General features: G+C 67.0%; 20 protein-coding genes. 14 read left to right on the top strand and 6 right to left on the bottom strand.

What is annotated here, in order from left to right:
* Window positions 1-2: 2 nt before the first annotated feature.
* Window positions 3-782, bottom strand: a complete 780-nt coding sequence (locus tag nbrcactino_RS01755; protein ID WP_161925803.1) for a lysophospholipid acyltransferase family protein — start codon at window positions 780-782, stop codon at window positions 3-5.
* A 47-nt stretch (window positions 783-829) separates the two neighbouring features.
* Here nbrcactino_RS01755 and nbrcactino_RS17975 point away from each other — a divergent pair, with 47 nt between their 5' ends.
* From nbrcactino_RS17975 to nbrcactino_RS01705, 10 genes are all read left to right on the top strand, one after another.
* Entirely contained in the window at window positions 830-1,594 is a 765-nt protein-coding gene (locus nbrcactino_RS17975; protein WP_186343285.1) for a hypothetical protein, read from the top strand.
* A 161-nt stretch (window positions 1,595-1,755) separates the two neighbouring features.
* Entirely contained in the window at window positions 1,756-2,406 is a 651-nt protein-coding gene (locus tag nbrcactino_RS01745; RefSeq protein WP_161925802.1) for a hypothetical protein, read from the top strand.
* A 136-nt stretch (window positions 2,407-2,542) separates the two neighbouring features.
* A complete protein-coding gene (locus nbrcactino_RS01740; protein ID WP_161925801.1) occupies window positions 2,543-4,120 on the top strand; it encodes a Rieske 2Fe-2S domain-containing protein in 1,578 nt (525 codons plus the stop codon).
* Window positions 4,098-4,760, top strand: coding sequence for a TetR/AcrR family transcriptional regulator (locus nbrcactino_RS01735; protein ID WP_161925800.1), 663 nt, complete (start codon window positions 4,098-4,100; stop codon window positions 4,758-4,760). The genes nbrcactino_RS01740 and nbrcactino_RS01735 overlap by 23 nt, the downstream gene beginning before the upstream one ends.
* 56 nt (window positions 4,761-4,816) lie before the next feature.
* The gene (locus nbrcactino_RS01730) at window positions 4,817-5,140 is read left to right on the top strand and encodes a WXG100 family type VII secretion target (RefSeq protein ID WP_161925799.1); all 324 of its coding nucleotides are present in this window, start codon (window positions 4,817-4,819) and stop codon (window positions 5,138-5,140) included.
* Window positions 5,133-5,426: a WXG100 family type VII secretion target gene (locus nbrcactino_RS01725; protein ID WP_161925798.1), complete on the top strand. Its 294-nt coding sequence runs from the start codon at window positions 5,133-5,135 to the stop codon at window positions 5,424-5,426. The genes nbrcactino_RS01730 and nbrcactino_RS01725 overlap by 8 nt, the downstream gene beginning before the upstream one ends.
* The gene (locus tag nbrcactino_RS01720) at window positions 5,423-6,970 is read left to right on the top strand and encodes a TNT domain-containing protein (RefSeq protein ID WP_228460618.1); all 1,548 of its coding nucleotides are present in this window, start codon (window positions 5,423-5,425) and stop codon (window positions 6,968-6,970) included. Before nbrcactino_RS01725 ends, nbrcactino_RS01720 begins: the two co-directional genes overlap by 4 nt.
* A gap of 32 nt (window positions 6,971-7,002) precedes the next feature.
* Entirely contained in the window at window positions 7,003-7,623 is a 621-nt protein-coding gene (locus nbrcactino_RS01715) for a hypothetical protein (RefSeq protein ID WP_161925796.1), read from the top strand.
* 122 nt (window positions 7,624-7,745) lie between these two features.
* Window positions 7,746-9,200: a lipase family protein gene (locus nbrcactino_RS01710; protein WP_161925795.1), complete on the top strand. Its 1,455-nt coding sequence runs from the start codon at window positions 7,746-7,748 to the stop codon at window positions 9,198-9,200.
* A 60-nt stretch (window positions 9,201-9,260) separates the two neighbouring features.
* A complete protein-coding gene (locus nbrcactino_RS01705) occupies window positions 9,261-10,274 on the top strand; it encodes an isopenicillin N synthase family dioxygenase (RefSeq protein ID WP_228460617.1) in 1,014 nt (337 codons plus the stop codon).
* Window positions 10,275-10,296: 22 nt separating this feature from the next.
* Here the strand turns inward: nbrcactino_RS01705 and nbrcactino_RS01700 are convergent, their stop codons facing one another.
* The 5 genes from nbrcactino_RS01700 to nbrcactino_RS01680 all read right to left on the bottom strand — a co-directional run bounded on the left by nbrcactino_RS01700 (window position 10,297) and on the right by nbrcactino_RS01680 (window position 15,099).
* Complete coding sequence (locus nbrcactino_RS01700; protein ID WP_161925794.1) at window positions 10,297-11,094, bottom strand: anti-sigma factor; 798 nt, start codon at window positions 11,092-11,094, stop codon at window positions 10,297-10,299.
* Window positions 11,087-11,641: an ECF RNA polymerase sigma factor SigK gene (sigK, locus tag nbrcactino_RS01695; RefSeq protein ID WP_161925793.1), complete on the bottom strand. Its 555-nt coding sequence runs from the start codon at window positions 11,639-11,641 to the stop codon at window positions 11,087-11,089. The genes nbrcactino_RS01700 and sigK overlap by 8 nt, the downstream gene beginning before the upstream one ends.
* 88 nt (window positions 11,642-11,729) lie before the next feature.
* Window positions 11,730-13,004: a class I SAM-dependent methyltransferase gene (locus nbrcactino_RS01690; RefSeq protein ID WP_161925792.1), complete on the bottom strand. Its 1,275-nt coding sequence runs from the start codon at window positions 13,002-13,004 to the stop codon at window positions 11,730-11,732.
* On the bottom strand, window positions 13,001-13,762 hold the full coding sequence (locus nbrcactino_RS01685; RefSeq protein WP_161925791.1) for a DUF1365 domain-containing protein: 762 nt from the start codon (window positions 13,760-13,762) through the stop codon (window positions 13,001-13,003). Before nbrcactino_RS01685 ends, nbrcactino_RS01690 begins: the two co-directional genes overlap by 4 nt.
* A complete protein-coding gene (locus tag nbrcactino_RS01680) occupies window positions 13,759-15,099 on the bottom strand; it encodes an NAD(P)/FAD-dependent oxidoreductase (protein ID WP_228460616.1) in 1,341 nt (446 codons plus the stop codon). Before nbrcactino_RS01680 ends, nbrcactino_RS01685 begins: the two co-directional genes overlap by 4 nt.
* Window positions 15,100-15,154: 55 nt before the next feature.
* Here nbrcactino_RS01680 and nbrcactino_RS01675 point away from each other — a divergent pair, with 55 nt between their 5' ends.
* The 4 genes from nbrcactino_RS01675 (at window position 15,155) to nbrcactino_RS01660 (ending at window position 18,705) form a co-directional block, all read left to right on the top strand.
* The gene (locus nbrcactino_RS01675) at window positions 15,155-16,582 is read left to right on the top strand and encodes a cryptochrome/photolyase family protein (RefSeq protein WP_161925790.1); all 1,428 of its coding nucleotides are present in this window, start codon (window positions 15,155-15,157) and stop codon (window positions 16,580-16,582) included.
* A gap of 73 nt (window positions 16,583-16,655) precedes the next feature.
* Window positions 16,656-17,285, top strand: coding sequence for a lipocalin family protein (locus tag nbrcactino_RS01670; protein WP_161925789.1), 630 nt, complete (start codon window positions 16,656-16,658; stop codon window positions 17,283-17,285).
* Window positions 17,286-17,296: 11 nt separating this feature from the next.
* Window positions 17,297-18,271 (top strand): SDR family NAD(P)-dependent oxidoreductase, encoded by a 975-nt coding sequence (locus tag nbrcactino_RS01665; RefSeq protein WP_161927528.1) that lies wholly within the window; start codon window positions 17,297-17,299, stop codon window positions 18,269-18,271.
* Window positions 18,268-18,705 carry an SRPBCC family protein gene (locus nbrcactino_RS01660; RefSeq protein ID WP_161925788.1) on the top strand — a complete coding sequence of 146 codons (438 nt, stop codon included), beginning with the start codon at window positions 18,268-18,270 and terminating at the stop codon, window positions 18,703-18,705. The genes nbrcactino_RS01665 and nbrcactino_RS01660 overlap by 4 nt, the downstream gene beginning before the upstream one ends.
* Window positions 18,706-18,763 lie beyond the last annotated feature (58 nt).

The following is an 18,763-nucleotide window of genomic DNA, read 5'->3' as shown; positions in this document are numbered from 1 at the left end:
GGTCAGGCGTCGGGATTCGCCTCGCGCTCGGCTTTGCGCGCCATCCGCTCGGCCTGCTCGGCGTCGTCGAGTGCGGTCGCCTCCGCCAGCGTCGGCGCACCGCCGCCGAGGCGGGCCGGGACCCAGAACTCGCCGGCCGGGTAGGGGCCGTTCAGCTCGATGTACTGCTCCTTGAGTTCGTCGAGCTTGGCGACCATGACGTCGTGCAGTTTGGCGGTCAGCGCCTCGGGCGACCCGGTGGCCTCCAGCGGCTCGGCGACACCGATCGCCACCGGGGTCTTGGACCGGCCCAGGTTCTTCGGATGGCCCTTGGTCCAGATCCGCTGCGCACCCCAGATCAGGGTCGGGATGATCGGGGCACCGGACTCGAGCGCCATCCGCGCGGCCCCGGACTTGAACTCCTTGATCTCGAAGCTGCGGCTGATCGTCGCCTCGGGATAGACACCGACGAGTTCGCCGGCCTTCAGGTACTCCACGGCCGCCTGGTAGCTCTGGGCTCCGGCGGTCCGGTCCACCGGGATGTGCTTGCAGCCGCGCATCAGCGGGCCGGAGATCTTGTTGTCGAAGACCTCCTTCTTGGCCATGAAGCGGACCTTGCGCTTGCCCTGCAGGAAGGCCGGGATTCCGGCGAGGGTGAAGTCGAGGTATCCGGTGTGGTTGATCGCCACCACACCCGGTCCGGACTCGGGGACGTTTTCCACTCCCGAAATCTTGAATTTGATGCCTTGCACGGCCCACAACGTGCGCGCCGCCGCAATGATGCTGTCGTAGACGGGTTCCATGCGCGCAAGCTTAGCCTCGTCGCGCAATCGGGCTACGCTGTCTATCTATGCGCCTTCCTGTGATTCCCACCCGTATCGCCATCGGCCTGTTCAGTACCGTGACCGCTGCGACCTTGCTGGCCCCGACCGCCTCCGGTGCGGCGACCGTCGGCCCAATTGCCGCAACCATGCCCCGGACCGGGGCGATGCCCCAGTTCGACACCTCCACGATCGTGCCAGCCTCGTCGGGCAAGCAGGCCGTCCTGGTTATGACTGCTCCGGTCGGCATGGCCGGCCCGGCAGCACCGCAACCGGTGGTGATGGTCGTTGACCCCGCCGCCAGAACCATCGAGCTGCCCGGCCGGGTGCCGGTCAAGCAGGGCTATGTCAACGAGCAGCAGGCTGCCTGGCAGGGGGCTGCGGTCGGAGCCGGCCAGGGCGCCGCGATCGGAGCATTGGTCGGAGTGATCGCCGGCGGGGTCCTCGGCTTCATCTTTGGCTTCCCTTTCGGTGCGATCCCCGGTGCGATCTCCGGCGCAATCACCGGAGCGGTCTGGGGTGCCGTCGGTGGCGCGGTGAGCGGCTACATCAACGGGCAGAACCAGGCCCGCGCGCACAACGACGCGGTCCGCAAGAACGGCGGCAAGCCGGTGGCGGCCCGGGTCTCGGTGCGTCCGCGCGCGGCTGCCCCGCACACCGCGGCGGCACCGATGCCGAGCCCCGCGCTGCGGAAGGTTCCCAAGGTCACCGCACCGCCGCACGTGAACCGTGCGATCGACGACGCGAAGCGCGCTTTCGCCCGCGCGTTCGGCATTCCGGTGCCGCCGCGGTGAACCCCGAATCCACCGCCGCATCGACAGCCGCGGTGAACCGCGCACGGACAGCCGGCCTTGTTGTCGGCCTGATCAGCGCAGCCACGGCGGCCACCCTGATCGTCCCGTCTGCCGCTGGAGCAAGCGGGATTGGCAGCGCCGCGCAGAACCGGGGACCGGCGGTGACGACGAACAGCCCCGCAACGGCCGTGCCGGCCGCCGTGCTCAACGGCCAGCGGTACGTGGTCGTTTCGACCGCGCCGATCGGGATGGCCGGGCCCGCCGCACCCGCACCGGTCGTCATTCCGGTCGCGGACCGACCCACCGGCAACCCGAAGGACGGGTACCTCAACGAGCAGGACTTCGCGTCGCGCAGCGCCGCCGACCTCGCCGCCACCCAGGCCGGCTTGGGTGCGCTGTGGGGCGCGGCCGCCGGCGCAGTGATCGGCGGAATCGGCGGAATGGTGGTCGGGATGGTCGTCGCCGGCCTCCTTTTGCCCGTCTTCGGCGCCATCGTCGGCGCCGTCGTCGGCGGGACCATCGGTGCGGGCATCGGCGCCGCCATCGGTGCGGGCATCGGCGGAGGAGTCGGCGGAATCAGCGGCGCGGCGACCGGCTATGAGGACGGAATGAGCGAGGCCCGCTGGCACAACCAGCGGGTCCGTCATCACCGCGACGGGTCTCCCGCACCCCGTCCCGCCGCCGCGCCCGCGCCCGCGAGTGCGCTGGCCACCGCGAAACGTGTCGCCGCCGATCCGGCCCGCGCGATCACCGGGCTGCGGCAAGCCGGCCGGCGGGTCAACCAGATGCTCGCCGCCGCGTCAGTCCGCTAGTCCTATCCGGTGTCACCGCCGGTTAGACCAAGGTCCCCCTCGTGGAATCGAGTTCCGCGAGGGGGGACGTTTATCCTGAGAGTGGACGGCTCGGCGACACGGGTCTCCCAGCCCCACTCGTTCGGAAGGCAAGCAGTTGCAGATCACCAGCGTCGGCCACGCCGGTTTCCACATCCAGACCAACGCGGGTTCTATCCTGTGTGATCCCTGGGTCAACCCGGCTTACTTCGCGTCGTGGATCCCGTTCCCGGACAACACCGAACTGGACTGGAAGACCCTCGGCGACTGCGACTACCTCTACGTTTCCCACCTGCACCGCGACCACTACGACGAGCGCAACCTCATCGAGAACGTCAACAAGGACGCGACCGTCCTCCTCCCCGACTACCCGGTGCCGGATCTGCGACGCGACCTCGAACGTCTCGGATTCACGAAATTCGTCGAGACCGTCGATTCGCAGAAGCACCGGGTGAGCGGACCCAAGGGCGATCTGGACGTCATGATCATCGCCCTGCGCGCCCCCGCCGACGGACCGATCGGCGACTCCGGCCTGATCGTCTCCGACGGCGAGACCACCTGCTTCAACATGAACGACGCGCGGCCGATCGACCTCGACGTCGTCGCCGACGAGTTCGGCCACGTCGACATCCACCTGCTGCAATACTCGGGCGCCATCTGGTACCCGATGGTCTACGACATCCCCCGCAAGTCGAAGGCGAACTTCGCCAAGCAGAAGCGCCAGCGCGGCATGGACCGGGCCCGTTCCTACATCGAACAGGTCGGGGCCACCTGGGTGGTGCCATCGGCGGGACCACCGATGTTCCTCGACGACGACCTGTTCGTGCTCAACGACTTCAACACCGGCAGCGAGTCGGACCAGGCGAGCATCTTCCCCGACCAGGCCGAGTTCCTCGAACAGATGAAGACCCACGGAACCGACGACGGGGAGAAGCACCGCGGGCTCATGATGGTCTCCGGGTCGGCAGTGACGCTCACCGGCTCGGACCTGGTGGAGATCAGTCACCCGTACCCACCCGAAGAGGTGTTCGGCAAGAACAAGGCCGGCTATCTGGAGCGGATGAAGGCGAAGTTCGCGCCGATCATCGCAGCGCAGAAGGCCACCTGGGCCCCGGCGACGGGTGAGCCGCTGCTGCCGCAGCTGAAGGAGACCTTCGAGCCCATCATGAAGGAGTCCGACCTGATCTCCGACGGGATCGGCTACCCGGTCGGACTGGTGGTCGGGGACGAGACCTTTGTGCTCGACTTCCCCAACCGCACGGTCCGGATGCGCGAGGACGGCGACGGCAAATACCGCTACGGCTTCCGGATCGCCCCGGAGCTCGTGCGCACGGTGCTGCGCGACAACGAGCCGGACTGGGTGAACACCGTTTTCCTTTCCACCCGCTTCACCACCTGGCGCATCGGCGGGTACAACGAGTTCCTCTACACGTTCTTCAAGTGCCTCACCGAGGAGCGGATCCACTACGCCGACGGCTGGTTCGCCGAGGCCCACGACGACTCGGCCTCGATCCGCAAGGACGGCTGGGAGATGCAGCGCCGCTGTCCGCATTTGAAGGCCGACCTGGAGAAGTTCGGCGTGATCGAGGGCGACAAGCTGACCTGCAACCTTCACGGTTGGCAGTGGGATCTGGGGTCGGGCCGGTGCCTGACGTCGAAGGGCCACGAGATTCGTGCCGAACGCATCGAAAGCTGAGTCCGCCCCGGAGCGCTCCTACGGTGGGCGGACGGTCTCCGACCGCCGCGCCGAGCGCCGTCAGCGGTTCTGGGATGCCGGCATCGAATTGTTCGGCACGGTCGGTTTCGCCAAGACCACCGTCGCCGATCTCTGCTCCGCGACGAGTCTGAGCCGCCGCCAGTTTTACGAGCTGTACGACAATCGCGAAGATCTACTCCTCGAGCTGTACGAGCACATCCAAGCGGTTGCGCGCGAGGAGGTCAGCACGGCGGTGGGCGCCGAGATGGCGAAGGCCACGGGCGGAGAGGTCGATTTGCCGGCGCTCGCGCACGCCGCGATGTCCGCCTACATGTCGGCGGTCGCCACCGATTCGCGGTGGACCCGCATTTCGTTCACCGAGGTCGGTGGCATCGGTGAGCGGGTCGAGGAACGACGACGAGTCGGCCGCCTGGTGTGGGCGGAGTTCTTCATCGCCACCGTCACCGCCGTCACTGACCGTGAACGCGACGAACTCGACTATGCCGCAACGGCTTTCATCGGGGCGCTGACCCACGTCGTGTTCCGTTGGGGTACCAGCGACCCTCGTCCGCCGCGCGACGAGATCGTCGATCTCCTCACCCATTTGCTGATCTCCCTGGCTTTCCCCCCGTCAGACTGACCCGATCCGCAGGCCTGACGCGCATGCGGTAGTCTCTCGTCCCGATAGGGGGCCAGATGACATTTAGAGCGGATATCGTGACGATGCTCGCCATCTCCGGGGAGATCTCACAAGTCCAGAAGGACCTCTCGCAAGACTGGGAGGCCATGGCGAAGAAGGCCAGGTCACTGTTCGGAGCGTCGTGGACCGGATCCGCGGCGGAGTCCTACGGAGAGCCCTGGGAGGAGTGCAGCACCGGTTTCGACAACGTGCTGCAGAGCCTCGACGATATGACTCGAGCCCTCGCCAGTGCCGCACACCAGTACCAGACACAAGAGAATGAAACCCGCCAGGTCCTGCGCACCGCAGGTGCTCCCGTCTCCCTGAACCTCGATGTCTGACGGCGGATTCCGAGTCGACCTGACCGAACTCGATGAGTTCGTCGCCGAGCTCAAGAAGTTCGTGGAAAGGGTTGACGACCAGGTCGAAGCCATTCACTCAAAGGTTGATGAACTCCACGTCAACTGGGAAGGCGAAGCCGCGACGGCTCATCACCAAGCACACCAGCGCTGGCATACTGGCATGAAAGATCTGCGCGACGGCACCAGCGATATCGCTGCCGCCGCACGCAACTCACATACGGCCTTCAACGGGGTTCAAGAATTGCATCGGAAGATGTGGCCGTGAGCCCTCCCGTAGCTGTCCGCCCTACTCAGTTTACGACTGCCGCGAACGCCTTCGAGCAGTTGCAAGGGGATATCCGGCGAGCCCTGGACCGGCTGGTCCTCACACTCGGCTCATCTGACACCATGGCAGGTCAGGATGCCGCCGGTAGATCGTTCTCCTCGGCCTATGACAAGACCGTGAACGGCGACGATAGCCTGCTCGCCGGCATTGCCCTGATGGGCAACGCATGCGGAAGGATGGCCGAGCTCCTCGACGCATCAGCTGTCAACCACGCGAACGCAAATCAGCACTATGCACTGTGTACCCCGACCAACCCATCGGGCGAGGCGAAGAACCTTGAATCAATACCAGTCGTCAATCTTGGATCCACATTTGGCGGCCCTGGGGAGCCGTCGAACTGGGAGAAGCTTAAAGAGTTCATTCAGGGAGAGGTATTCCCTGATGGTGACCCTGGAAAGCTACAAGCCGCTGGCGACGCATGGACCGCTGCAGCCACCTCGTTGCGGCAACATCACGGCGACGTAGCGACCGCCATAGCCCACATCGCCAACGAGCAATCGGTCGAGGTAACTCCCGCTCAGGACCAGGCTGCATTCATTCAGACCCACCTGTCGGGAATTGCCGGCTCGTGCGACTCCGCCGCCAAGATGTGCAATGACTTCGGCAGCCACGTTAAAGAGACCCGCGACAATATAGCCGACGAAGTCAAGCAACTCATGTGCGAGTTGGTCGGGGGGGCCGTCATAGGCGCACTCTTGACCTTGGTCACTGCGGGACTCAGCAACGTCTTGTCCACCGCGGCCGGCATCGCTCGCGCCACCCGGGTAGGCGCGAAGATAGCCAGAATGATCAAGGCGCTGACCCGGGTCACCGGGGGGCTCATGCAGCGTGCCAGCTATATCCTTGACCCGGTCGGGGCCGCGGCAGGCGATCTCGGTGCACTCATGGGTTCACGCGCCACGGTCTTCGGTATGAATCTGAGCAAGGGTGCGGTCCGGGCCAACAGCCTGGCCAATGCCCTCAAGCGACTCCCCGACTGGGCTCACGGTGAGCTTCAACGCGCGGTCGACCCGGCGCTGCTGCGCAGCGAGCTCGAGGCTCAAGGCGTACCCAAGCACATCATCGACGAAGCGATCGCGTCAAACCCGTATCGCAATATGACCCCGGAACAGATCGTCGACAAGTACTGGAAGGACGGGTCCTGGAAGTGGCCCGAGAATAATGGGTTCAAGGACGGACAATACACCACATCGGATACCCTTCCCCCAGATCTAAAGCTCGATCGCATTGGCAGTGAAAACGGCTCATTTCTCGCAACCGAAGGCACGCCCTACAGCCAACGGGCACTCGCGCCCGGGACGGCGAACGAATACCATACTTACCAAACTGGCCCAAACCCGCTTCCTGACGGGTGGAAGGTTCAGCACGGTGAAGTCGCCGGGGCATTTGGCCAGAACGGTGGCGGTACGCAGTGGGTGGTCGTCAATGAGGCTGGGGAACACGTCCCGGTGGCAGAACTGTTGCGCCGCGGCATTTTGAAGTAGCACCAGGCGGGTAGCGGATTATGGAGTACCTAATGAATGATCCTTGGGATGGCTTGAACAACTTTATGGCCACAATGGGGTACTGGAAGGAAGTGCAGGACGCGCTGTTCGCGGATGCGCTAACTCGATCCGACCCCCGGACACTCGGCCGCGTCTACCTTGATGGCGATCGCGTTGTCATTCCGAGCGCGCTTGACGCCAATCAAGCTGAGATATATACAAACTACTCGATTTGCTGCGAAGGGCCTCGATTCAGCCTACGCAAGTCGGGCCGCGGCGACCGCGGTCACACGTTCTCCAATGTGGAGGTTGCCTGGTTCGGCATATTTGGCGATGCCGCAAAGTATTTTTCCGGGTCAATAGTTGCAACCCCCATACGATTGGCCCTCCAGCCAAGGCTGGACCCCGTTGAATGGAGGTGGCTCGACGCTGGTTTACCGCCCAATTGGTCCTCGATTGAGGAAGCTAAACCGTCGGGCATCGTTCCGGGCAGGCGCTTCTTTCGTACCGACCAACCCGATCGCTACTACTTCACCGATGCGAGCGACAACGTCACGGCGTGGGTCCTGGACCTCACGTGGGATCAGATCGTGACGGTCTTCTCCGAAGGAATCGGATCGGCGGCTCGAGTGGCCCGGCCGACCTTCTCCTGATGTAGGAGTAGCGGAGTCGGTGCCGCTACACCGGATCCGCGTTGTGTTGTGGACCACAGGTCTGCTAGGTTCTCCCGAGAAGTGATACGCGAACGTCTCACATTTAGCCCCGGGGAGTTACCATGACCACACGAGCCCATCGCTCGAGATTGCTTGCCGTCGTCGTCGCCGCCTTCACGTCGCTGACCCTGCTGGCGACCGGCATCGGTACGACGCATGCCGCGCCGAAGCACGGCACCGCGCCGTCGACGACCGCGAAGCAGCCCAAGGTGCAGCCGGTGCTGCCGTTCCCGGTCCCGCCGGCGATCCCCGAGTTCGACCGGGACTTCTACCTTCCCGCGAAGAGCAAGTACAAGAACCTCAAGCCCGGCGAGCTCATCGCCGCCCGGCGCGTCAACCTCGCCACCTACTCGTTCCTGCCGCTCAACGTCGATGCCTGGCTGATCTCCTACCGGTCGACGAACACCCGCGGCGAGGCGATTCCCGCGGTCGCGACCGTGGCCAAGCCCAAGGGCCCGCGCACCAGCAAGACGACGCGGGTGCTGTCCTACCAAATCGCCGAAGACGGCACGGCGCTCTACTGCTCACCGTCGTATCAGCTCCAGATGGGATCGATCCCGTCGAACATCAGCGGTAACGCCGACGCGAGCGCCGAGGGACTGCTGATCAACTCGTCGCTGGCCGCCGGCTGGACGCTCGTCATCCCAGACCACCAGGGCCCCGATTCCGCGTATGCGGCCGGGCCGCTCGCCGGCCGGATCACCCTCGACGGCATCCGCGCCGCCAAGAACTTCCGTCCCGCACGCATCAGCGACGACGCGAAGATCACCATGACCGGTTACTCGGGCGGCGCGATCGCGACCGGTTGGGCCGCAGAGTTGAAGAAGTCCTACGCACCCGAGCTCAACGTCGTCGGCGCCGCGATGGGCGGTGTCCCCGCGGACATCACCGACTTGCTGAACAACGCCAACGGCGGACTGACCTCCGGGCTCATCATGGGCGGCATGATCGGCGTGGCCCGCGAGTACCCGGAGCTGGAACGGTTCATGCGCCAGCGGATGAACCCGCTGGGTCAGGCACTCGTCGCAGCCAAGAACCCGCTCTGCTTGACCTATCACTCGGTGATCGCGCCGTTCGTCAACATCAAGGGCCTGTTCAACCTGCCCGGGGACCCGCTGGCCTACCCGACGCCTCGCAAGGTCCTCAACCAACTCCGGATGAGTCGCACCACGCCCGACTTCCCCGTGCTCATCACCCAGGCCGTGATGGACGAGGTCGTCCCCGTGGGCCAAGTCGACCGCACCGTGAAGCGGTACTGCAGCCGCCCGGGCGCCCAGATCGACTACGTCCGCGACCACTTCAGCGAGCACGTCACCCTCGCCGCGCTCAGCTACCCGTCGTCGATGGTCTGGCTCAACGACCGGTTCAACGGCAAACCTGCCAAGAAGGGCTGCAGCCGCTTCGAAGCCGGCACCGTCGCGCTCAACCAGAAGGCCTGGCCGGCCTTCGCCAACCTCGTCGGCGACAACCTCGCCGCCATCGTCGGGATGCAGCTGGGCCAGCCCGGCCGGCGCTAGCTAGCGATCACCGCGATCGCCACCCTGGCCACCGGTTCGCTTCTGTGATTGGCTGGCTGGGTGATCAGCGAACTACCCATCGTCGACCTGGCACTTCTTGACGGCGGTGACGCTGACCGGGCCGCCTTCCGCGACGCCCTGCTGACGGCGACCCACGAGGTGGGGTTCTTCTACCTCGTGGGGCACGGCATTGACCGGTCGGTGCGCGAGCGCTTGTTCGCCACGACCCGAGCCTTCTTCGCCCTGCCCGACGACGACAAGTTCGCCGTCGAGATGCTGAAGAGCCCGCAGTTCCGCGGCTACACGCGCTTCGGCGGCGAGTACACGCAGGGCGCGATCGACTGGCGCGAGCAGATCGATCTGGCGGCCGAGTACGAGCCGCTCCCCGAGACCGCCGGCGGCCCGGATTACCTGCGACTGGACGGGCCCAACCTGTGGCCCGACGCGCTACCGGAACTGCGCGAGGTCGTCACCGACTGGCAGAACCGGTGCAGCGCACTGGGATTGCGCCTCATGCGCGAATGGGCGCTGAGCCTCGGCGCCGCCGAGGACGTCTTCGACGAGGCGTTTGCGACCCGGCCGTCTGCCCTGATCAAACTGGTCCGCTACCCCGGCCGCGAATCCGACGATCGCCAGGGCGTCGGCGCCCATAAGGACCCCGGCGTGCTGACGCTGCTGCTCGTCGAACCCGGCAAGGGCGGGCTACAGGTCCAGGTCGGCGAGGGCTCCGACACCGCCTGGATCGACGCTCCCCCAGTCGAGGACGCGTTCGTCGTCAACATCGGCGAGGCCCTGGAGTGGGCGACCGACGGCTACCTTCGCGCAACGCTGCACCGCGTGGTGTCCCCGCCGGCGGGCACCGAACGACCGTCGGTTCCGTTCTTCTTCAACCCGGCTCTGTCGGCGACGATGCCGCGCATCGCGCTGCCGCCCGAGCTCGCCGCCCGGGCGCGCGGCGTGGAAGACGACCCGTCGAATCCGATCTCGGGAACCTTCGGCGAAAACATCCTCAAGGCCCGCCTCCGGGCCCACCCCGACGTCGCCGCACGCCACCACCCCGATCTGGTCGGTTGACCCGCGCAGGTCGAAACGCCGATCAGCTCAGCGGCAAGGTGGCCACCGGGTCGCCGACCCTCTTGTCCGGCGTCGCCGCGTTGCCGACGGTGAACACGACCGCCGTCGCGCCCTTCATGTCCTTGATGACGGCGGTGGTCGATGTGCCGATGTCCTTCTCGGTCATCGTCCCGGCGAGGCGGGAGCCGTCGGGGCCCTGCAGCCACATCTGATAGATCTGCCCGGGCGAGGGACGGGGAACATCATTCATGACCAGCACGCCCGCTCCCTTCGACGGCGAGTAAGTCACCGTTGCGCGGCCGCCGGCCACCAGGCCGGTCGTCGTCCGGACATCCGGTGCGGTGAAGACCTGATCGGCCTGTTGTTGCGACGACGGCGGGGCCGAGCGCTGCGCGGTCAAGTATCCGATCGCGCCACCGCCGATGCCGACGACGACGGCGGCGGCCGCCGCAGACAGCATCAGGCGCATCCGTCGGGAGCGGGAAGCGGTGATCGGGATCGGCGCGCCGGGTTCGCGATCGGCACCGGTCCGGTCGTCGCCACCGATCCCCGATGGCCCCGTCTCATCCCCGTCAATCTGGTCCAGCAGCCGACCCCGCAGCGCGACCGGCGGCGATGTCGCGGTAGCCTCGCCCAGGTTCACGAGGAGCTCGCGGAACAATGCGACCTCGGCACGGAACTCCTCGCGCAGCGCCGGACCGGCCTGGTCGACGACTCGCAGCAGGCGTGCGTGCTCCACCTCGTTCAGCGCGTCGAGGGCCAGAAGCGGGGCGAACTCGAGAAGGTTCTCCACCGTGATCTCATCAGCGGCATCACTCACCTTCCAGACACCTCCTCAACCGCATCAATCCGTCGCGAATCCGACTCTTCACCGTGGGCAATGCCACCGACAGCGTCGTGGCCACTTCGCGGTAGGTCAATCCCTCGTAGTAGGCCAGGCTCACGGCTTCGGCCTGACGATCGGTCAACGTCTCGATGCACCGGCGGGTCTGGCGACCCGCGTCGCGCAGGAGCACGTCTTCCTCGACGCTCTCGGTCACCTCGACGAGCTCGCGAATGCCGTAGCGGGTATCGCGAGCCGTGGCCGACCTCTCCGACCGCACTCGGTCCACCGCGCGCCGATGGGCGATGGTCAGCAACCAGGACATGGCACTGCCTTGGCTCGACCGAAAGGCGCCGGCCTCCCGCCACACCTGGAGGTAGACCTCCTGGGTGACCTCCTCGCTGTAGCCCTGATCGCGCAGGACGCGCAGGATCATCCCGTAGACCCGCGAGCTGGTCTGGTCGTACAACTCCGCGAAAGCGGAACGGTCCCCGTCGGCGACTCGCGCCAATAGATCATCCAGCTCAGCTGTGGCCGCGGTCATGGCAGACGCGGTCGTCGGTCGGTGAGTCTCATCGAGACCTACGCTAGCCGCGACTCCCGTCGTCCGGGTAGATCGGGCCCGAATCCCCTCAGTCGGGTCGCTCCAGCTGAAGCTGGTAGACGTCGAGATAACCCGACCGGAAGCCGGCCTCGGAGTAGGCCAGGTAGAAGGTCCACATCCGTGAGAAGACGGAGTCAAAGCCCAGTTCGTCAATGCGGCCGGACTGGCGTCCGAATCGTTCGCGCCAGAGGCGCAGGGTGCGCTCATAGTGTTTTCCCATCGCCAGTTCGCCGGTGATCCGCAATCCGGTGTGGGCCGCGATGACTTCGCGCAACGCGTCGACCGACGGCAGCTGCCCGCCGGGGAAGATGTATTTGTGCACCCAGGTGTAGGTCTGTTCCGACGCCACCATCCGGTCGTGCGGCATGGTGATCACCTGGATGGCGGCCTTCCCGCCCGCCGCGAGTAGACCCTCGATGGTCCGGAAGTAGGTCGGCCAGAACTCGCGGCCCACGGCCTCGAGCATCTCCACCGACACCACCGCGTCGTACTCCCCATCGGCGAGCCGGTAGTCGAGCAGGTCGACGGTGACCCGGTCGGCGAACCCGGCGTCGCCGATCCGGCGCAACGCGAGGTCGCGCTGCTCGCTCGACAACGTCAGCGAGCGGACGGTGGCTCCGCGCCGAGCGGCTCGCAGGCACAGCTCACCCCAGCCGGTGCCGATCTCCAGCAGCCGGGTGCCCGGACCTACGCCGGCTTGGTCGAGCAGGCGGTCGATCTTGGCGTGCTGGGCGTCGGCGAGGTCGTCCCATGTCGCAGTGGCGGCGTCGTCGTCGCTGCCGAAGTAGGCGCTGGAGTAGGACATCGTCTCATCCAGGAACGCCGCGAACAGGTCGTTGGACAGGTCGTAGTGGCGCGAGATGTTCGACCGGGTGTTGGCGACGGTGTTCTTCTCGTTCTCGGGTTGGCGCGGCAGGACCCACGGGCGCAGTCGCTGCAGCCGAGCGGGGACGAGGTCGCCGGCCCGCTGGGCGAACGGGGTCAGTACACCGACCAGGTCGTCGGTGGTCCAGTCACCGGCCATGAACGCCTCGCCGAACCCGATCAGTCCGCTGCTGCCGACACGGCGGAACAGCGCTTGCGGGTTGCGCAGGATCATCCGCGGGCTCACCCAGCCGATGCCTTGGCCGTCGCGGCGCCCGTCGGGGTATTCGACGGTGATTGGCAACTGGCGCACCGCCGTGGTGAAGACCCACTGGGCGGCCCGGGCGCGGATCCGGCTGGTCGGCGGTTGGGCGACGTCAGGCCACCGCCGGGAGTCGACTCGTATCTGGGTCTGATCGCTGATCTCGTTGATCGTCATGGGTGCAGTCCTTTGATCGGGGGTTGGGGGGAGGCGGGCCGTGGCTGGATACGCAGTCCGCGGGACCAGAGCCAGATGCCGTGGAGCCGGATGCGCGCGGCGACGAGCCACGGCGCGAGCGGAGCGCGCAGCTGGGCGCGCAGGATCTCGGCGGTGGTGGCCGGTGTGGCGCGGCCGGTCAGGGTGGCCACAAAGGGCGGCTGGCCGTCGCGGTCCAGGCACACCGCCAGCCGGACCCGGCCGTGGCTGTTCGCGGCGAGCGGGTCGGGCAGGGTGAGGCGGTAGCGGCCGGTCACATCGTTGAACGGAGAGACGTAGAACTGCTTGTCCACCGTCGTCTGGCCGTCGGCGTCGGTCTGCACGACGTAGCAGAATCGGTGCCCGTAGGTGTTGTGCACCTCGGCGACGACGTAGCTGAGCGTGCCGGCACGGTCATGGCACCAGAAGACCGTGATCGGGTTGAAGACGTAGCCGACGACCCGGGGCGACGTCAGTGCGGTGACCCGGCCCGTCGGGCGCGGCACGTCGACGCTGTCGAGGTACTCCTCCAACCGACTGCGCAGCGTCATCGCAGGGGTCCGGGGCTGCGGGAAATGGTCGTCGGCACGGAACCGTGCGAGCCAGCCCAAGCCGCGCGGTAGGCGGGGCAGGTCGTCAATGTCGACCAGCCAGCTCACGCCGCGGTAGCCGAACCCATGCACGACCGGGGCGCGGCGGGAGTGGGTGATCCGGGTGTGGACGATCGACGCCGCGGTCATCGCGATTCCCCTGTGGAACCAGTGTGCGGCGACACGACCGCAGGCGAACCGTCCGGCCACCGGCCACCCCAGCGTGCGGCGGCACGGGCGCCCGATGCGGCGCCGTCCTCGTGGAAGCCCCAACCGTGATAGGCCCCGACGAAGGCGATCCGCTCGGTCTCGATTTCCGGCAGCCGCTTCTGCGCGGCGACCGAGTCGGCGTCGTAAACCGGATGCTCGTAGGTCATTTCAGCCAGGATCGTCGCAGGGTCGACCAGGTCAGTGCGCCCCATCGTCACCAGGTAGCGCTCGGGCCCCTGAGACAGCCGCATCAAGCGAGTGAGGTCGTAGGTGACCGCAACCTCCGATCCGTCGGAGCGGATCTGGTAGTTCCACGAGGCGCGGGCCCGGCGAGCCTTCGGCAGCAGCGATGAATCTGTGTGCAGCACAGCGGGTTTCGAGGCGTACCAGAGAGTGTCGAGGACCGCTTGCTGCAACGAGGTCGGTTCATCCAGCATCGCCAGCGCCTGGCCGGGATGCGTGGCTATGACGGCCCCGTCGAACCGCGTCTCGCTCCCGCCCGCCGTCACGGTGACCCCCTCGGCATTATCGACGACGCGCTCCACCGGCGTTCCCACCCTGACCTCTCCGCCGCGGATGGCGAGGTAGTCGGCGACCGCCTGCACGTACGTCGCCGAACCGCCGGTCACGGTGCGCCACGCGGGCGATCCGTAGACCGAGAGCATGCCGTGGTGGTCGAGGAAGGCGAACAGGTAGCGGGCCGGATAGGTGGCCGCGGTCTGAGCGTCGCAGGACCACACCGCGGCGACGAGTGGCAGCAGGAAGTTCTCGCGGAAGTAGCCCGACAGACGCGTGCGCGCGACGAAGTCGGCCAGCGGCTCGTCGTCGCCCGGGTCGTCGAGCACGCGGCGGGCCAGGCGGTGGAATCGTTTGATCTCGGCCAGCATCAGCAGGTACCGCCCGCGGGTGAGATTGCGCCAGGTCGGGAATAGGCCCGACGCCCCGAGCGCGCCGGCGTACTCGAGGCCGGTGAGGTCCGAGCGCACCGACATCGACATGTCGGTGTCCTGGGTCGCGACGCGCAGGCTCTCGAACAGGCGCAGCAGCGTGGGGTAGGTGCGGTCGTTGTGGACGATGAAGCCGGAGTCGATCGCGATCTCGGAGCCGTCCGAGGCGGTGATCCGGTGGGTGTGGGCGTGGCCGCCGAGGCGGGTATCAGCCTCGAGCAGGGTCACCCGGTGGCGCTGCGACAGCAGATAGGCGGCGGTCAATCCGGCGACACCGCTGCCGATCACGGCGATGTGCCCCGGTGAGGGGAGGGTTTGCAGATCAGTCACATCAAGGATTCGGAGCGGCTCGCCACCCGGATGGGTCCTACCGCACACTGATCGGGTGAACGCTCCCGCGATTCTCTGGTTCCGCCGGGACCTGCGACTGTCCGACCTACCGGCCCTCGTCGCCGCGGCCGCCGACCACGACTCAGCGCTGGCGGTGTTCGTGCTCGACCCAACGCTGACGGGTCCGTCGGGTGCGCGGCGCCGGGCGTTTCTGGCCGGCTGCCTGCGTGCGCTTGACGCGGAGCTGGGCTGCCGACTGTTCGTCGTCGAGGGCGACCCCGTCATCGAGATCCCGCGGCTGGTCGCACAGATCGGCGCCGACGAAGTCCATGTCAGCGCGGACTTCGGGCCGTACGGGTCGTCCCGGGACGAGGCGGTCTCCAGCGCCCTGGCCGCGGCGTCACCGTCGACCGCGTTGGTCCGGACCGGCTCGCCCTACGCGGTCTCCCCCGGGCGCATCCTCACCTCCGCCGGGACGCCGTACAAGGTGTTCACACCGTTCCGCAACGCCTGGCTCGACCACGGATGGCGGGCCCCGGCCGACTCCGGCCCGAGATCAGTCGAATGGCTCGACCCGAGCGGCGTCCCCGGCCGGCTCACCGTCGACGAAGTCGCGCATCGGCTCACCATCGACGAAGTCGCGCATCACCTCACCGTCGACGTCACGGGTCTCCCCGACGCCGGCGAGGCAGCCGCCCTGCGGCAATGGCAGCGGTTCCTCGGCGAGGATCTCGACGGCTACAGCGATGAGCGCAACCGCCCCGACCTCGACTCCACGTCGCGGCTCTCGCCCTATCTGAAGTTCGGCTGCCTGCATCCGCGGACGCTCCTGCACGACCTGCGTTCCCGCTCCGATCCCGACGCGCAGACGCTGCGCAACCAGCTGGCGTGGCGCGATTTCTACGCCGATGTCCTTCACGCTCGACCCGACACTGCGCGCGGCAATTACAACCCCAAGTTCGATGCGATGGTCTACAACTCCGGACCCGACGCCGAGTCGGCCTTCCGCGCCTGGTGCAGCGGGACCACCGGCTTTCCCATCGTCGACGCGGGGATGCGCCAACTGCTGGCGCAGGGGTGGATGCACAACCGTGTGCGGATGATCGTCGCGTCCTTCCTCACCAAGGATCTACATCTGCCGTGGTGGCGCGGGGCGCGACATTTCATGGCGCACCTCGTCGACGGTGATCTGGCATCGAATCAGCACGGCTGGCAGTGGACCGCCGGCTGCGGGACCGATGCAGCGCCGTACTTCCGGGTGTTCAATCCGGTCACCCAGGGAGAGAAATTCGATCCGGTGGGTAACTATGTGCGTCGCTGGGTACCCGAGTTGCGTGGCATCGCAGGCAAAGCCGTTCACCAGCCGTGGCGGCTGCGCGCCGACGATCTGTTCGCCGACCCGGCCGCGGCGGCCTATCCGGACCCGATCGTCGACCACCGGGAGGAGCGCGAAGTGGCGCTCACCCGGTACGCGCAGTTGTGACCCATCCGGATCGGGTGCGGCTCCGAATCGCTAGATGTCACCGACTGATCACCTGACGAAACGGAGTATCTCGATGAGTAGGAAGTCAGTACCGGGCATGATTCTGGCGGTCCTCACCGCCGTCCTCAGCACTGTGCTCATCGCCGGCGCGGGTTCCGCGCAGGCTGCGTCGCCGAAGCCGGCGCGCAGTCTGGATCTGCAGTCCTACCTCGGGAAATGGCATCAGCTGGCCGCAATGCCGCAGCCGTTCAACCTGGTATGTGCTCGGGACACCGAGGCACGCTATTCGCTCAACCCGGACGGGTCGGTGAGGGTGCGCAACTCGTGCACCACCTGGATCGGCACGGACAACCGGATCACCGGCCGCGCCACCGTCGTCGACCAGAAGACCAACGCGCAGTTGCGCGTGGACTTCCGGCCGCCGTCGAGGGAGGAGCTGCGCCGCGAGGGCGCCAACTACATTGTCGTGGGGCTGAGCCCCACCTCGACACGGGCCGGGATGAACCCGACCTATTCGTGGGCCGTCGTCCTCAACAAGCCGCGCGACGCCGGTTTCGTGCTGTCGCGGACTCCGCGCCTATCTTCCGACGCATGGGGTGACGTACGAGCGGCCATCGCGAAAGCCGGTGCCGATGAGTGCCGGTTCCTGACCTCCCCGACGACCGGCGGCGACGACCAGATCCGTCGCCTGTGCGAGAAGTGAGCACCACACCCATGTCCGCCTTCGACACACTCCTGGACCGCTCGATCGCCGGCGGCTACTCCCGGATCGGCTACGCCGCACGGTCACGCGGATGGCCGGACGACGACCCTCGCCCGGACGCGTTGACCGGTCGCACAGTTCTCGTGACCGGTGCGACCTCCGGGATCGGGGCGGCCATCGCCATGGGCGTGGCCGAGCTGGGCGCTCGCCCGATCCTCGTCGGCCGCGACGCCGTGCGGGCCGAAGGGGTCCGTGCCGATATCGCGCGGCGCTTCCCCGACTCGCGGGTGGCGGTGGAACTCTGCGACATGGCCGATCTGTCCCGGGTGCGGGAACTGGCCGACCGGTTGCTCGCCGACGGTGGCGTCGACGTGCTGGTCCACAACGCCGGGGCGATGCCGGCCGAACGCACCACTTCGGCCGACGGTCACGAGTTGTCGTTGGCCGTCCACGTCCTGGGGCCGGTGCTGTTGACCGAGCTGCTCCTGCCCAACCTCGCCAAGCGCCCCGATCCCCGCGTCATCTTCATGTCCTCGGGCGGCATGTACACCGCGGGACTTCCCGTCGACGACCTCGGGTACGAACGCGGCGAGTACCGCGGCGCCATGGCCTATGCCCGCAGCAAGCGCGTGCAGACCGCGCTGGTGCCGGTGCTGGCACAGCGGTGGGTGTCCGCCGGCGTGCTGGTCGCCGGGATGCATCCGGGGTGGGTCGACACGCCGGGCGTCAGTGCCTCCCTACCCGGCTTCACCCGCGTGACCGGCCCCTTGTTGCGCAGCGTCGAGCAAGGAGCCGACACCGCCATCTGGCTGACCGCCACCGCCCCTCGCCCGCGCAACGGACAGTTCTGGCACGACCGCCAGATCCGCCGGGAGCACTACCTGCGACGCACCCGGTTCAGCGAGCCGGATCGTCTCGCCGTCTGGCGCCAGGTGGCTGCTGCTCTCGACCTGCCCGCCGACCTGACTGGAGGAATCACCGCATGATCACGATGGAACGCACCGTCACCACCGCCGCCTCGCCCGACGCCGTCTTCGCGTATCTGTCCGACTTCACCACCGCTGCGCAGTGGGACCCGAACGCGGTCGAAGTAGTGCGGACCACCGGCGACGGCGGGGTCGGCACCGTGTACCGCGTGACGAGCAAATTCGCCGGGCGGACAACCGAATTGGACTACTGCGTGGTCGATCTCGAACAGACGTCGTTGATCCGACTGGTCGGCGAGAAGAAGTCGATCACCGCCGTCGATACGATCACCATCGGTTCCGACGACGCCGGCACCCACGTCACCTACGCGGTGGAGTTCAGCTTCCACGGCCCGCTGCGCCTGGCCGAGCCGCTGCTGAAGTTCGCCGTAGCCGACCTGTTCAAGTCGGGCGCGATCGGTCTGAGCGAGGCGTTGGATCGCCCAACCGTCTAGATCCAACAGAGAACAACAACCTCCAACGCGAGCCCGTGTTGGAGGTTGTTGCTTTGTG

This window comes from Gordonia crocea (assembly GCF_009932435.1).
Lineage (GTDB): Bacteria > Actinomycetota > Actinomycetes > Mycobacteriales > Mycobacteriaceae > Gordonia > Gordonia crocea.
The sequence above is the reverse complement of the archived record's forward strand: the minus strand, read 5'-3'. Positions and strand labels throughout refer to the sequence as shown.